The sequence below is a fragment of the Leifsonia sp. T36S-04 genome (genome assembly GCF_042465655.1).
In the GTDB taxonomy this organism is placed as follows: Bacteria; Actinomycetota; Actinomycetes; order Actinomycetales; family Microbacteriaceae; genus Leifsonia.
Window position 1 is genome coordinate 633,300 of the sequence record NZ_CP146286.1, and the last position, 14,256, is coordinate 647,555.

General features: G+C 68.3%; 15 protein-coding genes and 1 tRNA gene. 7 read left to right on the plus strand and 9 right to left on the minus strand.

Going from position 1 to position 14,256, the window contains the following annotated elements:
- Nucleotides 1-355: 355 nt before the first annotated feature.
- On the plus strand, nt 356-781 hold the full coding sequence (locus tag P3F85_RS03125; RefSeq protein ID WP_374009798.1) for a HEAT repeat domain-containing protein: 426 nt from the start codon (nt 356-358) through the stop codon (nt 779-781).
- A 102-nt stretch (nt 782-883) separates the two neighbouring features.
- Here the strand turns inward: P3F85_RS03125 and P3F85_RS03130 are convergent, their stop codons facing one another.
- Nucleotides 884-1,168 (minus strand): hypothetical protein, encoded by a 285-nt coding sequence (locus tag P3F85_RS03130; protein ID WP_374009799.1) that lies wholly within the window; start codon nt 1,166-1,168, stop codon nt 884-886.
- Between the two features lie 50 nt (nt 1,169-1,218).
- Nucleotides 1,219-1,291, minus strand: a tRNA-Lys gene (locus tag P3F85_RS03135).
- A 56-nt stretch (nt 1,292-1,347) separates the two neighbouring features.
- Here P3F85_RS03135 and P3F85_RS03140 point away from each other — a divergent pair.
- The 3 genes from P3F85_RS03140 (at nt 1,348) to P3F85_RS03150 (ending at nt 3,579) form a co-directional block, all read left to right on the plus strand.
- Complete coding sequence (locus P3F85_RS03140; RefSeq protein ID WP_374009800.1) at nt 1,348-1,977, plus strand: DNA-directed RNA polymerase subunit beta; 630 nt, start codon at nt 1,348-1,350, stop codon at nt 1,975-1,977.
- A gap of 280 nt (nt 1,978-2,257) precedes the next feature.
- Nucleotides 2,258-2,833: an ECF RNA polymerase sigma factor SigK gene (gene sigK / locus P3F85_RS03145; protein WP_374009801.1), complete on the plus strand. Its 576-nt coding sequence runs from the start codon at nt 2,258-2,260 to the stop codon at nt 2,831-2,833.
- Nucleotides 2,830-3,579: an anti-sigma factor domain-containing protein gene (locus P3F85_RS03150; protein ID WP_374009802.1), complete on the plus strand. Its 750-nt coding sequence runs from the start codon at nt 2,830-2,832 to the stop codon at nt 3,577-3,579. Before sigK ends, P3F85_RS03150 begins: the two co-directional genes overlap by 4 nt.
- A 104-nt stretch (nt 3,580-3,683) precedes the next feature.
- On the opposite strand, the gene pstB is transcribed toward P3F85_RS03150, so the two are convergent.
- From pstB to P3F85_RS03185, 7 genes are all read right to left on the minus strand, one after another.
- A complete protein-coding gene (pstB, locus tag P3F85_RS03155; RefSeq protein ID WP_374009803.1) occupies nt 3,684-4,463 on the minus strand; it encodes a phosphate ABC transporter ATP-binding protein PstB in 780 nt (259 codons plus the stop codon).
- Nucleotides 4,464-4,494: 31 nt separating this feature from the next.
- Complete coding sequence (gene pstA / locus P3F85_RS03160; protein WP_374009804.1) at nt 4,495-5,592, minus strand: phosphate ABC transporter permease PstA; 1,098 nt, start codon at nt 5,590-5,592, stop codon at nt 4,495-4,497.
- Nucleotides 5,592-6,539, minus strand: a complete 948-nt coding sequence (gene pstC / locus P3F85_RS03165; RefSeq protein ID WP_374009805.1) for a phosphate ABC transporter permease subunit PstC — start codon at nt 6,537-6,539, stop codon at nt 5,592-5,594. Before pstC ends, pstA begins: the two co-directional genes overlap by 1 nt.
- A 101-nt stretch (nt 6,540-6,640) precedes the next feature.
- Complete coding sequence (pstS, locus tag P3F85_RS03170; protein WP_374009806.1) at nt 6,641-7,735, minus strand: phosphate ABC transporter substrate-binding protein PstS; 1,095 nt, start codon at nt 7,733-7,735, stop codon at nt 6,641-6,643.
- Nucleotides 7,736-7,893: 158 nt separating this feature from the next.
- Nucleotides 7,894-8,832, minus strand: a complete 939-nt coding sequence (locus P3F85_RS03175) for an NUDIX domain-containing protein (RefSeq protein WP_374009807.1) — start codon at nt 8,830-8,832, stop codon at nt 7,894-7,896.
- The gene (locus tag P3F85_RS03180) at nt 8,829-11,039 is read right to left on the minus strand and encodes an RNA degradosome polyphosphate kinase (RefSeq protein ID WP_374009808.1); all 2,211 of its coding nucleotides are present in this window, start codon (nt 11,037-11,039) and stop codon (nt 8,829-8,831) included. Before P3F85_RS03180 ends, P3F85_RS03175 begins: the two co-directional genes overlap by 4 nt.
- A 101-nt stretch (nt 11,040-11,140) precedes the next feature.
- A complete protein-coding gene (locus P3F85_RS03185) occupies nt 11,141-11,896 on the minus strand; it encodes a DNA-binding response regulator (protein WP_374009809.1) in 756 nt (251 codons plus the stop codon).
- A gap of 98 nt (nt 11,897-11,994) precedes the next feature.
- Between P3F85_RS03185 and P3F85_RS03190 the strand changes: the two genes are divergently transcribed.
- From P3F85_RS03190 to P3F85_RS03200, 3 genes are all read left to right on the plus strand, one after another.
- Nucleotides 11,995-12,342, plus strand: coding sequence for a hypothetical protein (locus P3F85_RS03190; RefSeq protein WP_374009810.1), 348 nt, complete (start codon nt 11,995-11,997; stop codon nt 12,340-12,342).
- A 181-nt stretch (nt 12,343-12,523) separates the two neighbouring features.
- Nucleotides 12,524-13,120 (plus strand): FABP family protein, encoded by a 597-nt coding sequence (locus P3F85_RS03195; RefSeq protein WP_374009811.1) that lies wholly within the window; start codon nt 12,524-12,526, stop codon nt 13,118-13,120.
- A gap of 10 nt (nt 13,121-13,130) precedes the next feature.
- Entirely contained in the window at nt 13,131-14,246 is a 1,116-nt protein-coding gene (locus P3F85_RS03200; protein WP_374009812.1) for a folate-binding protein YgfZ, read from the plus strand.
- Nucleotides 14,247-14,256: the final 10 nt, after the last annotated feature.

A 14,256-nucleotide genomic window follows, 5' to 3' on the forward strand; every position in this document is an offset into this window, starting at 1 on the left:
CAGAAGATGCCATCGCCACTATGACGGCCCCGAACATCAGCAACACGTGCGCCGTGTGCATGCCCGCCATTGCCGCCGACCAGCCCCACAGAAGAAGCGCTGCACCTGCGGCGAACGCGATGCACGTGAACGTGACGACCCCCGCTCGAGCACCTCTCACGTCGGAACTGGTGCCGGCAGGTGCTCGCGGGTTCACGGCGCACAGATTACGCCGGGACTGACGGGGACGGCAGGGCCACGTCGCGAGAGACGGACCGGGCCCACCTTGGATGAGCAGTCAGGAGCGGCGAGGAGTCCACATAGAGTGCCTGCCGCTTGCGCGCATCTCCGTCGGGCCACGGTGTAGCTTCCCTCTGTGAGTGATTCCGAAAATCGGAGCGTGTGGATCGGGCCGGTCGGGCCGATTCCGATCGTGCACGACATCGCGCCGGAGGAAGAAGCGCAGAACCGAGCGGACGCCGCTGTTGCCGATGCTCTTCATTCCGCTGCGGAGCTCCAAGGAGGGATGTTCCATGGGCGGGCCGGTGTCAGGCGCCGAGTGGTGGACCGGCTTGTCGCTCGGGCCATTTCGGATGAGGCCACACTTCCCACCCTTCTCAGCGTCTTGAAGAATGACATCAGCGCTGATGTGCGGTTCATGGTCGCGATGAGCATGTACAAGTTCGGACCGGATCCTCGTGTCATCGAAGCGTTGCAGGAGACGGCAAACCTGGATCCGGATCTTGACGTGCGGGCGGAGGCTATGTACTCACTTGACCAGCTCGGGGTGCTCGATGAGTAGCGACTCTCCCGATCGGAGCGGATCGACGGTTGGAGTCACGGTCAGCGCACTCGGCGGCGACCGGAGACCGCCCAACCCTGAAGATCGCCGGCGTCGCCCGAGTCAATGGTGCGAGCCGGTTCCTGGGGACTCCTGGTCTGACGATGGCTCGGGATACTTGGCCGCGTTCTCAATGCTCCATCGCTGCACGAAGAATCCGCCAGTGATTGCGCCGCCGACCCCTGCGACCGGTGCGGTCAGCCAGAGGAAGTGGATCTGGGGCAATAGCTCTTGAACCGCGATGACGAGTGAAAAGGCGCCCAGAGTGATGAGAAGGGATCGCCAGGCTCGCTTCTCCGCGACGCGAACCCGCTTGTCGACACCGGTTGACCCATCCGATGTGCTCACGGCGCCTCATCTCGAAACGGCTGATCGTCACAGTTACCGAAATATTAGGGTGGGCCCGGTGGGGCTCGAACCCACGACCCGCGGATTAAAAGTCCGATGCTCTGCCAACTGAGCTACAGGCCCTCGACTCCAATCTAGCGTGGATTCAGGTGGTCGGGTCGCAGGGGGAGAATAGGGGGATGTCGGATCGCTTCCACAAGCCCGCCCTGTTCACCAGTGGCATGTTCGAGGCCTTCATGGGGGGCGAGGATCCCGCGCAGATCAGCCGGGTCGCCCACGAGACCGCGCGAGCGCTGCTGGCGCGGGTGCGCGAGAACCCCGAACCCGAGGTCGTGAATCGCCTGATCGCGTTCACCGACGAGCACGGTATCGACGCGCTCGCCGAGCTGTGGTCCCGGTCGAACGCCAAGAGCCTGCCGGGCGCGCTCTGGCGCATCTATCTGCTGCGGCTGCTGATCCGGCAGGACGCGGAGGGCACCGCCTATCTGTACCAGCGGGGCACCGAGGTGCTTCCGTCGATCGACCCGGTCATCGCTGGGGCGCCGACGCCCGCGGGACCCGCCGAGATCACCGAACTCGCCGACCGCATCCTGCGGGGGCTGTTCGAGGGCGACTTCGCCGTCGCGCTCGACCGGGCGGCCGCTTTCTGTCGTGTGGCGGCGGCGGGCGCGGCGTCCGTCGCCGACGATCGCGACATCCTCGACCCCGAGCGTGCGAGCGAACTGACCACCCGCGCGCTGCGTTTCACCCGCACCGCCGAAGAGCTGGCGGCATGCGCGCGCCTGTGGCGGTCCGACTCGCTCGACTGAGACCGGACGAACGCGCGACCGCGCGACCGCGGACCGCGCCTCCGTTCGCCGAGATCCCCGCATCCGACCACGTCAATCCCCTGCCATGGATTCGCGTTCTCCCGCTGCGAACGCCACGCCCGTCGGCTGGCGCAGAGCCTCCTGTACACTGGATGTCGCCGGGCCGCAGTAACCCCGGGCTCCAAAACTAGCCGCTTCGAGCGGCCTCGCGCCGAGAGGCGTTCTGCGGCCCGGCACTACTCTGTCAAGCGCAGCATGTCCGGAGCGCCGGGCAGCAGGGATGAGCGGAGACGACGTGGAGGACGCCCTTGAGGTCGATCTTGACGCGCTCCTCGTCAGGACTGCCTCCGGGGACCAGGACGCCTTCTCCCGCTTCTACGACGCCACGGCACCGCGCGTGCTTGGCCTCATCCGCCGGCTCCTGATCGACTCCGCGCAGTCGGAGGAGGTGGCCCAAGAGGTCTACCTGGAAACGTGGCAATCCGCTGCCCGGTTCGATCCGAATAAGGGTCGAGCGCAGACGTGGATCATGACCATGGCCCACCGGCGTGCCGTGGATCGCATCCGCGCCTCACAGGCGTCGCGGGACCGCGACACGGCCGTGGGCATCCGTGACCTGCCGACCGCGTACGACCAGGTGGCCGAGACGGTCGAAGTCCGAGTGGAGCACGAGAGGGTGGGGGTGGCGATGGCGAAGCTGAGCAAGCCGCAGCGCGAGGCCGTCACCCTGGCCTACTACGGCGGCCTCAGCCAGTCGGAGGTGGCGGCTGAGCTCGGCATCCCACTTGGTACAGCAAAGACTCGGCTGCGCGATGCGATGATACGGCTGCGACAGGAACTGGGGGTGACGACATGACCGACGAGAAGGGCCGCGACGAGCGTCTGGGCTACCGCCTGGGCGCCGAGGACGAGGGCGAGGCCCGCGCGTTCGAGGACGTCGCTGCCGAGTTCGCCCTCGCCGTGGAACCCGTTGAGCCGCGACCCGAGCTGAAGGCCGCGCTGTTCGCGAAGCTGGCGACGACTCCGCAACTGCCCGCTCAGGATGCGGTGGCTCGGGATGACGTGGAGCCGGCGGTCGCCCCCGTCGCACTCGCAGCCGCGCCCGTCCCCGGCCCTGCCGAACGGGCCGCGCAGCGCCGTTGGTTCCAGCGTCCGGCCCTGCTCCTCGGCGCTGCGGCCGCCGCCGTCGTGCTGTTCATCGGGGGAGCCTTCGTCGGCTCGGCCCTGTCCGGAAACAACGGCTTCACGTCGCAGCAGGCCTCCGCCCTCGCGCAGATCAACGCGGCGGCAGACGTGCAGCACGCGACCGCGAAGGTCGAGGGAGGCGGCACGGCGACCCTCGTCTGGTCCGGCGAGCTGGGCCGCTCGGCCCTCGTCGCCAACGACCTCCCGCAGCTGCCCGACAGCAAGACCTACGAGCTCTGGTACATCCGCGACGGTCAGGCGGTTCCCGCCGGCACCATGGAGCCCGCGAACTCCGGTTCGACGTGGCGCGTCCTCGCCGGCGAGATGGCCGCGGGCGACACCGTCGGCGTCACGGTGGAGCCCCGCGGCGGCTCCACCAAACCCACCACACCCCCCATCGTCGCCATCTCGTCCTAGCCCGCCTCGGGTAGCCCGCGAGCACAGGAAAAATGCCGCCCCAGCGAGCCTGGAGCGGCATTTTTCCTGTGCTCGGCGGCTGGACCACCGGGGGAGGAGACGGGTCAGCCGAAGCGGCCGGAGACGTAGTCCTCGGTGGCCTGCACGGTGGGGTTGGAGAAGATCTGGTTCGTGTCGCTGTACTCGATGAGCTTGCCCGGCTTGCCGGTGCCCGCGATGTTGAAGAAGGCGGTGCGGTCCGAGACGCGCGACGCCTGCTGCATGTTGTGGGTGACGATCACGATCGTGTACTCGTTCTTGAGCTCCTCGATGAGGTCCTCGATCGCGAGAGTGGAGATCGGGTCGAGCGCCGAGCACGGCTCGTCCATCAGCAGGACGTCGGGCGATACGGCGATCGCGCGTGCGATGCACAGACGCTGCTGCTGGCCGCCGGACAGGCCGGAGCCGGGCAGCGCCAGGCGGTCCTTCACCTCGTTCCACAGGTTGGCGCCCTGGAGGGACTTCTCGACGAGTTCGTCGGCCTCGCTCTTCGACATGCGACGGTTGTTCAGCTTCACGCCGGCGAGGACGTTGTCCCGGATGCTCATGGTCGGGAACGGGTTGGGACGCTGGAACACCATCCCGACCTGGCGGCGAACGAGAACCGGGTCGACGCCGGTGCCGTACAGGTTGTTGCCGTCGATCAGCACCTCGCCCTCGACGTACGCGCCGGGGATGACCTCGTGCATGCGGTTGAGGGTGCGGAGGAACGTCGACTTGCCGCAGCCCGACGGGCCGATGAACGCGGTGACGGTGCGGGGCTCGATGGTGAGCGACACGCCTTCGACGGCGCGGAAGTTGCCGTAGTAGACGTTGAGGTCGTTGACTTCGATGCGCTTGGACACTTTTTTCCTTGCTTGTCGGATGGGCCGGGGGTCAGCGGCCGTACTTGGGGGCGAAGACCTTGGCCACGATGCGGCCGATCAGGTTGAGCAGCATCACGATGATGATCAGGGCGAGCGCGCCCGTCCACGCGCGGTCGATGGAGGCCTGCGCGTGAAGACCGGCCGCCTGCGTGTACTGCGTGTAGACGAAGACGGGCAGCGCCATCATCCGGTCGTTGAAGAGGTCGTAGTTCATGCTGGTGGTGAAGCCGGCCACGATGAGCAGCGGAGCCGTCTCGCCGATGACGCGGGCGATCGCGAGCATGACGCCCGTCACCAGCCCGGCGACGGAGGTCGGCAACACCACCTTGATCACGGTCAGCCACTTGGGAACGCCGAGGGCGAGCGACGCCTCACGCAGCTCGTTCGGGACGATCCGGAGGATTTCCTCGCTCGAGCGCACCACCACCGGGATCATCAGCACGGACAGGGCGACGGCGCCCATGAAGCCGTTACGGATGCCGGGGCCGAAGAACAGCGCGAAGAGTGCATACGCGAACAGGCCGGCGACGATCGACGGGATGCCCGTCATCACGTCGACGAAGAAGGTGATGCCGCGCGCGAGCATCCCGCGCCCGTACTCGACCAGGTAGATCGAGGTCAGGAGGCCGATCGGCACGGAGATCACGGCCGCCATCAGCGTGATCTCCAGGGTGCCGACGATCGCGTGGAGCGCACCGCCGCCATCGCCGATGACGTTGCGCATCGACTCGGAGAAGAACGCGATGTCGAACCGGGCGAGTCCCTGTGCGACGACCGTCCAGGCGAGCGAGATCAGCGGGAGCAGCGCGATGACGAACGCCGTCGCGACGAGCGAGGTGACCAGCCGGTCCATCGCCTTCCGCGAGCCCTCGACGAGCAGCGAGGTCGTGTAGATCGCGACGTCGAAGAACACCGTTCCGAAGAAGATGGCGCCGACGATGTTGAAGTCCTTCGTCGTGCCGCTGGCGGCGAGGATGGCGAAGATGGCGCCGAAGACGACCCAGGAGGCGACGAGCATCGTCCAGGGTGTCCAGCGCGGCAGCTTGCCCGCCGTGTACGAGTTGACGAGCGGACGCGGGGCGGTGGCGGCGGCAGTCGTGGTGGCCATCAGTTCGCTCCAGAGAAGGCCTTGCGGCGGTTGACGATGTAGCGGGCGAGCACGTTGATCAGCAGGGTGACCACGAACAGCACGAGGCCGGACGCGATGAGCGCGTTGACCCCGATGCCGGTCGCCTCCGGGAACTGGAGGGCGATGTTCGCCGCGATCGTGTTCGGGCTCTGCGCCTGCAGCACGGCGAACTTCACGATCAGAGCGGGGGAGAGCACCATCGCGATCGCGAGGGTCTCGCCGAGCGCCCGGCCGAGTCCCAGCATGATCGCGGACACGATCCCGCTGCGGGCGAAGGGGAGGACGGCCATCTTGACCATCTCCCACCGGGTCGCGCCGAGCGCGAGCGCCGCCTCCTCGTGCAGGCGCGGGGTCTGCAGGAAGATCTCGCGGCAGATGGCGGTCATGATCGGGATGACCATGACTGCGAGCACGAGGCCGGCGGTGAGGATGGTGCGGCCGGTGCCGGAGACCGGCGGCGCGAAGAGCGGGATCCAGCCGAGGTTCGCGCCGAGCCAGGCGTAGAACGGCTGTACGAAGGAAGCCAGCGTCGCGATGCCCCAGAGGCCGAAGACGACGGACGGGACAGCGGCCAGCAGGTCGATGATGTAGCCGAGCACCGACGCGACACGGCGCGGTGCGTAGTGCGAGATGAAGAGGGCGATGCCGATGGACAGCGGTGTCGCGATCAGCAGCGCGATGATGGCGGCCCAGATCGTGCCGAACACCAGCGGCCAGACCCAGGACCAGAAGTTGGTCGCGTTGTTGGGCAGCTGGCCGGCGTGAGCGAACAGGGCCGGGATGCTCTGGATGATGAGGAAGAGCGCGACGGCGGCGAGCGTCGCGAGGATCAGGGATCCCGCGACGAGGGTGCTGGTCGAGAAGACGCGGTCGCCGAGGCGGACCTTAGCCTTGGGCCTGATGGCTCCTACGGTTCCGGCGGTCATTGCTTGCTTTCTCTCATCGGGTGCGCCCGGTGACGGGCGGCTGAGGTGGGAGCGCCGCTCGGCCCGGACTGCGGGGCAGCCCAGGCCGAGCGGGTGGAGCGTTACTTGATGCTGGCGGTGGCCTTGGAGACCTTGTCAGCGAGGTCGCTCGACAGCGGGGCCGAGCCGGCCTGCTCCGCGGCGGCCTTCTGGGCGTCGCTGGAGATGATGTAGTCGACGTAACCCTTCACCAGGTCCGCCTTGGCAGCGTCCTTGTACTCCTGGCACGCGATCACGTAGGAGACCAGGACGAGCGGCCAGGCGCCCTTCGAGGTGTCCTTGCGGTCGATCTTGATGGCCAGGTCGTTGGCCTCGCGGCCGTCGGCGATGGGGGAGGCGGAGACCACGGAGGCAGCGCCGTCTGCGCTGATCTTCTCGTAGGTGCTGCCGACCTTCAGCTGGGCGATGCTGAGGCCCGCCGAGCCCGACTCGTCGATGTAAGTGATGGAGTTCTTCGCGTTCTTGGTGGCGTCCGCGACACCGGAGGTGCCCTTGGCTGCGTCACCGACCTGGAACGGGAAGGTCTGAGCGGCCGGGGCCGTCCAGACGTCGGGGGCGTTCGCCGCGAGGTACTCGGTGAAGTTCTGGGTGGTGCCCGAGTCGTCGGAGCGGTGCACGACGGTGATCGGAGCCGACGGGAGGGTTGCGCCCGAGTTCTGGTCCTTGATCTTGGCGTCGTCCCACGTGGTGATCTTGCCCGAGAAGATGCCGGCGATGGTCGCCGCGTCGAGCTTGAGGTCCTTCACGCCGTCCACGTTGTACGCGATGGCGATCGGGGAGATGTAGACGGGGAGGTCGATGCCCTTGCTGCCCGCGGCGCACCCGGCGAACGTGGAGGCGAGCTCCTCGTCCTTGAGCGCGGCGTCGGAGCCCGCGAAGTCGGCGGCACCCGCGATGAAGCTCTTGCGGCCGGCGCCGGAGCCCTGCGGGTCGTAGTTGATGGTGGCCTTCGGGTTGGCCTGCTGGAAGCCGGCGGCCCAGACGGTCTGCGCGGCGCCCTGCGCCGACGAGCCGATGCCGTTGAGGGTGCCGGTCAGGTTGGAGGCTTTGGCCGTCGTGGTGGACGGGGTGCTGCCCTCGTTCGCCGCACACGCGGTGAGAGAGATGGCGGCGGCGGCAAGCAGAGCCACGGGAGCGGCGATGCGCTTGAGGTTCACAGTTGTCCCTTCGGGGATCAGTAACAACAGGACGGGGTCGGTGCGACCCGCGTGAGACGCTATTCCCGGTGTCTGTCCAGAGTCCCCCGCAGCGGTAAACGGAAGGTTAACGCGGGGTGTGCTCTTGGCCTCGCGGCCCTATGAATCCGCGGCTGTCGTCAGTCCTCGACGGGGGCGTACGTCTCGATCGAGACGATCCCGGAGGCCGGATTGGTGGCCGAGAGGTGCACCACCGAGAAGCCGCCGGTGTCGAGGTCGGCGGCGTCGTTCAGGTAGGCGCCGGGCATCGTTCCGGTCGCTAGGGCGATCTCCCGCATGATCTCGGGAAGCACCGGGCCGTGGCTGCAGAGCACCGCCGTCTTGCGCGATCGGACGCGCTTGCCGACGACCCGCCGCACCTCCGGCCGGCCCTCTTCGTACGCCTCCTGGCTGATGCCGTGGTCGCGTTGGGGCTTGATGCCCGTCGCCGCGGCGAGCGGGGCAACCGTGGTGACGCAGCGGACGGCATCGCTCGTGACGATCCGCTTCGGCCTCCAGGCCACAATGGTCGCCACGTCGGCGGCCGCCTGCTTGACGCCCCGCTCGGTGAGCGGTCGCGAGGCGTCGGACCCCTCCCAGTGATCGCGCGGGGCCGCCTTGCCGTGCCGGAGGGCGATCAGGGCGAACGTGGAGGTGATGCCCTGCTGCACGAGCGCGTCGAAGGCGTCGAGGATCTCGACGTCGCGTTCGTAGGTCAGGTAGCTGCGGGCCTTCTTGATGGTGACCCACTCGATCGCGGCGATCTCGCCGTTCGGGACGAAGGTGGACTGCGCGATCGCCTTCTCGCTCACCTCGGCGGCCCAGTAGTGGACGATCTTGTCGCGCCCGCTGCTCAGCGGATACGTCGAGACGCCCAGGGGAACACCGAGGGCGATCTGCAGTCCGGTCTCCTCCTGGATCTCGCGGACGGCGGTCTGCGGCAGGGTCTCACCGGGGTCGACCTTGCCCTTGGGAATGGTGACGTCGCCGTACTTCGTGCGATGCACGACGAGCAGCACGATCCGGTCGTCCACGACCCGCCAGCACAGGGCGCCCGCGGCGTAGATGGCCGGGCTCACCGCCTCGTTCCCGTACGGGTGCTGCGTGGGCGGTGGCTGTACTGCTGGATGAGCTTGTTCTGCAGGTCGACCAGCGGCTTGCCGTCCGCGTCGAGGTGATGACGCGTCCACACGCCGTCCTGATCGAGCCTCCACGTCGCGGTGCGCTCGTCGAATGCCAGGTCGAAGAGGTCTTCCAGCTCGCGCAGGTGCTCCGGGTCGGTGAGACGGACCAGCGCTTCGACGCGCCGGTCGAGGTTGCGGTGCATCATGTCGGCGCTGCCGATGTAGACCTGCGGATCGCCGCCGTTCACGAACGCGAAGACGCGGGAGTGCTCAAGGTAGCGCCCGAGGACGGATCGGACGCGGATGTTCTCGGAAAGGCCTTCGCGGCCCGGCACGACCCCGCAGATGCCGCGCACCCAGAGGTCGACGCGCACGCCGGCCTGGCTGGCACGGTAGAGCGCGTCGATGATGGCCTCGTCGACGATCGAGTTGAGCTTGATCCGGATGCCGGACGGGCGCCCGGCCTCGGCGTTCGCACGCTCGGCGTCGATGCGCTTGAGCAGACCCTTGCGGAGGTGCAGCGGCGCGACGAGCAGTCGCTTGAACTTCTTCTCGATGGCGTATCCGGAGAGCTCGTTGAAGAGCCGGGTGAGGTCTTTGCCCACCTGGTCGTCGTCGGTGAAGAGTCCCAGGTCTTCGTAGATGCGGGACGTCTTGGGGTTGTAGTTGCCGGTACCGATGTGGCTGTAGCTCTTCAGGACGCCCTTCTCCTCACGGATGACGAGGGCGAGCTTGCAGTGCGTCTTCAGCCCGACCAGGCCGTAGACGACATGGACGCCGGCCTTCTCGAGCTTGCGGGCCCAGGAGATGTTGTTCTGCTCGTCGAAGCGCGCCTTGATCTCGACCAGCGCCAGGACCTGCTTTCCGGCCTCGGCAGCGTCGATCAGCGCTTCGACGATCGGGCTGTCACCCGAGGTGCGGTACAGCGTCTGCTTGATGGCGAGGACGTGCGGGTCGGCCGCCGCCTGCTCCAGGAAGGCCTGCACACTGGTCGCGAACGATTCGTACGGGTGGTGCACGAGCACGTCTTGACGCGAGATGGCGGCGAAGATGTCGGGCTTGGCGTTCGGCTCGCTCGGCATCAGCTGCGCCGGCGTCGTCGGCACGTGGTTGGGGTAGTGCAGGTCGGGCCGGTCGATCTTGGCCAGGTCGAAGAGCCCGCCGAGGTCGAGTGGGGCGGGAAGGCGGTAGACCTCCTGCTCGGTCACGTCGAGCTCCCGGACCAGGAGGCCAAGGGTCACCGGGTCCATGTCGTCGGTGACCTCGAGGCGGATCGGCGGGCCGAAGCGTCGGCGCAGCAGCTCGCGCTCGAGCGCCTGGATGAGGTTCTCGGTCTCGTCCTCGTCGATCTCGACGTCTTCGTTGCGGGTGATGCGGAAGACGTGGTGCTCGAGGATCTCCATGCCGGGGAAGAGGTCGCCGAGGTGGTTCGCGATGAGGTCTTCGAGCATGATGAACCGGACCTGGCCCAGGCCCTCGCGCTGATCGATGCGCACGAACCGCGGAAGCATCTGCGGCACCTTGAGGCGGGCGAACTGCTCCTTGCCGGTGCGCGAGTTGCGGACCCGCACCGAGAGATTGAGCGACAGCCCCGAGATGTAGGGGAAGGGGTGCGCCGGGTCGACGGCGAGAGGCATCAGCACCGGGAAGATCTGCTGGGAGAACACCTCGCGCATCTGCGCCCGGTCGGCCTCATCGAGATCGCCCCAGGTGGCGACCGTGATGCCCGCGGCGTCGAGCTCGGGGCGCACGAGGTCGTGGTAGGCGCGGGCGTGGCGCAGCTGCAGCTCATGCGCCTTCTCGGAGATGTCGGCGAGGACCTCCTGCGGGGCGCGCCCCACGTTGGTCGGGACCGCGAGACCGGTCGCGATGCGGCGCTTGAGGCCGGCGACGCGCACCATGAAGAACTCGTCGAGGTTGCTCGCGAAGATCGCGAGGAAGTTCGCCCGCTCGAGCACGGGGAGCAGCGGGTCTTCCGCCAGTTCGAGCACCCGCTGGTTGAACGCGAGCCAGCTCAGCTCGCGGTCGAGGTAGCGGTTCTCGGGCAGCGTCGGGTCCGGCTCGTAGATGAAGGGAGCGAAGTCGTCGTCGAAGTCGCTGCCCAGGCTGCCGCCCAGCCCTGTGTCGAAAAGGCCGTTCTCCAGAGTGGTGCGCTCGTCCATTCCCCCATCATGGCACCGCGGGCAAGCGCCCGGGCCGGTGCCACGTAAACGGTGGATAAACGCTGCCTGTGGATGGGCGGGCGCACCTCGACCGGTCGGGATCAGGAACGAACCGTCGTAGGCAGACGGTCGTTCTCCTCCTCGTACACGTTGAAGCGGTAGCCGACGTTGCGCACGGTCCCGATCAGTGACTCGAGGTCGCCGAGCTTCGCGCGCAGCCGGCGGACGTGGACGTCGACCGTGCGCGTCCCGCCGAAGTAGTCGTAGCCCCACACCTCGCTGAGCAGCTGCTCCCGCGTGAACACGCGCGAGGGGTGCGTCGCGAAGAACCGGAGCAGCTCGAACTCCTTGAACGTCAGATCGAGCTGCCGGCCGTGGGCCTTGGCCGAGTAGCTGGCCTCGTCGATGGTGACGCCGGAGGCCTGGATCTTCGTCTGCGAGTGCTCCTGCGTCTGCCGGCCGATGGCGAGCCGGATGCGCGCATCCACCTCGGCCGGTCCGGCGGAGTCGAGGACCACATCGCTGACGCCCCAGTCGGCGCTCACGGCGGTCAGCCCGCCCTCGGTCAGGACGAGCAGCAGCGGGACGGTGACGCCGGTGGTGGTGAGGATCTTGCAGAGCGATTTCGCGCTCGCCAGGTCGCGCCGCGCATCCACGAAGATCAGATCGCAGCTGGGAGCATTGACCAGGGCAGCGGGTTCCGCCGGGATCTGACGGACGCGGTGGCTCAGGAGCGCGAGAGCCGGCAGGACGTCGGCGCCAGGACCGCCCGAGTCGGCTGCAGAGGTGCTGATCGCCCCGGTGGTGCTGGACGCGGAAGAAGTCGGCGCAGACGTGAGGATCAGAAGTTGCGCCACTCATTCCTCCTCGTGCGTCTGTGTCGCAATGCTACCGGAAACGGGCGGACGTCCTTCCGGGCAGGCAGAGGCGGGCCGCTCCGGGGCACAATGGGAACGTGACCGAGATCCCGGAGAACCCCCTACCGCACGCGCTGGGCCCCGCTGCGGCCGCAGGCCCCGTGCAGCCACCGCTCCCGCGCTGGGTGAGCGTCGTGAGCATCGGATCGGTCTGGCTCGTCGCGCTCGTGCTCGGCATCCTCATCGGAGTGCTCTCCCGGCCCGCGGAGTACGCGTCGTGGCTCTCGCTCGCGCTCGCCGTCTGTGCTCTTCTCGGCTTCGTCGCGCAGCTGGCGACGCAGCAGAAGGACGGTTTCGTCAACCGGCTCGCCGCCACCCTCGCGGGCAGCTTCGTCGTGCTCGGGCTGATCGGCGCCATCCTGGCCCTCGCCTCCGGGGCGGCCTGAGCCCTCCGCTCCCGAATGTCGGCGCCTGCTGGTTAGACTGGTCGCATGCTGGTCGCTCTCGAACTCTTCTTCGTCGGCCTTCTGGGCCTGGCAACACTCGCGATCCTCGGCGTCTCCGGACTCGTGGTCTACAACCTGTTCCGCGGTCAGCGCTGAGCGACCGGACGGCTGAGCGCGGATCATGATCGAGATCCCCACCGACCTTCCCGCCGAGCTGGTTCCCCTGTCCTGGCTGATCGGCATCTGGGAGGGCACCGGCGTCCTCGACTACGCCGTCGACGACGACCACACGCAGCTCGAGTTCGGTCAGCGCATCAGCTTCAGCCATGACGGGCTGGGGTACCTGAACTACTCGGCTACCTCCTGGGTCCTCGACGACGAGCGCACCCCGCTCGCGGCCGAGACCGGCTACTGGAGGCTGCACCGCAAGCTCGTCGAGGGCGACGCGGGCCCCGCCATGCTTCCCGGCACCGGCAGCCGCCCCTTCAGCACCGCGCAGTCGGTGGAGGCGCTGCGGACCTCGAACGGCGCGTTCGAGATCGACGTGTCGATCATCCACCCCGACGGCGTGAGCGAGCTCTACATCGGTCAGGTGGCCGGTCCGCGGATCGATCTGGCGACCGACGCGGTGCTCCGCACGGCAGGGGCCAAGGAGTACACCGCGGCGACGCGTCTGTACGGACTGGTCGAGAACCACCTGCTCTGGGCGTGGGACATCGCCGCGCTCGGAAACGAGCTGCGCACGCACGCTTCGGCTCGCCTTGCCAAAGTCGATTGAGGGCGCACGCATGACCGCGCGCTCGCCCTTCCTCGACCTCCCCGCCGCCGTCGACCTCGTCGACAGCGGGGTGCCGTCGCACTACGGCAACCCCCTCTCCGAACAGCGCGCCCTGGCCGAGGGCGGCGCGATCGTCGACCTCTCCGACCGCGCCGTGCTCACCATCCAGGGCCCTGATCGCCTGACCTGGCTGAACTCGCTCACCAGTCAGTCGCTGTCCGGGCTGCGACCGGGGGAGTCCTCCGAGACCCTGCTGCTGGATGTCACGGGCCGGGTCGAGCACGCCGTCCGTCTGGTGGACGACGGAGACACGCTGTGGATGCTCGTCGATCGTCCCGAAGCCGCAGGCCTCCTCGCCTGGCTCGAGTCGATGCGCTTCATGCTGCGCGTCGAGCTCGCAGACCGCACCGACGACCTGGCGACGATCGGTACCCTGGGCGATCCGCCGCTGCCCATCGCGGCCCCGAACGACATCCCGCTGATCTGGCACGACCCGTGGCACGCCGTGACGCAGGGCGGCCACCAGTACGCGCAGGGCGAGCATCCCGGAGCCGGATGGTCGTGGAGCGAGCGGCTCGTCCCGCGCGACGCGCTGCCCTCCCTCGTCACCCGCGTCCAGAGCGGCGAGCTCGCGGTCGCCGGCACGCTGGCCGCCGACGCGCTGCGGATCGCTGCGTGGCGTCCCCGGTTCTCGACCGAGGTGGATGAGCGCACCATCCCGCACGAACTGGACTGGCTGCGAACGGCCGTGCATCTCAGCAAGGGCTGCTACCGCGGCCAGGAGACGGTCGCCAAGGTGCACAACCTCGGTCATCCGCCGCGCCGGCTGGTGATGCTGCACCTCGACGGCTCGGAGGGCGTGCATCCCGTTGCCGGGGCCACGGTCTCGCTCGATGGGCACGAGGTCGGCGCGGTCACGTCGGTCGCGCTGCACTACGAGCTGGGGCCGATCGCCCTGGCCGTGGTCAAGCGGTCGACGAGTCCGGATGCGACCCTCACGGTGGATGCGGACGGCACGGCCGTCGCCGCCGCGCAGGAGATCGTGGTCCCGCCGGAGGCGGGGGCGGAAGCGCACGTTCCGCGGCTCCCGCGGCTGGGTGCGGTCACCCGCGCCCCGCGGCAGTAGCGTCGACCCG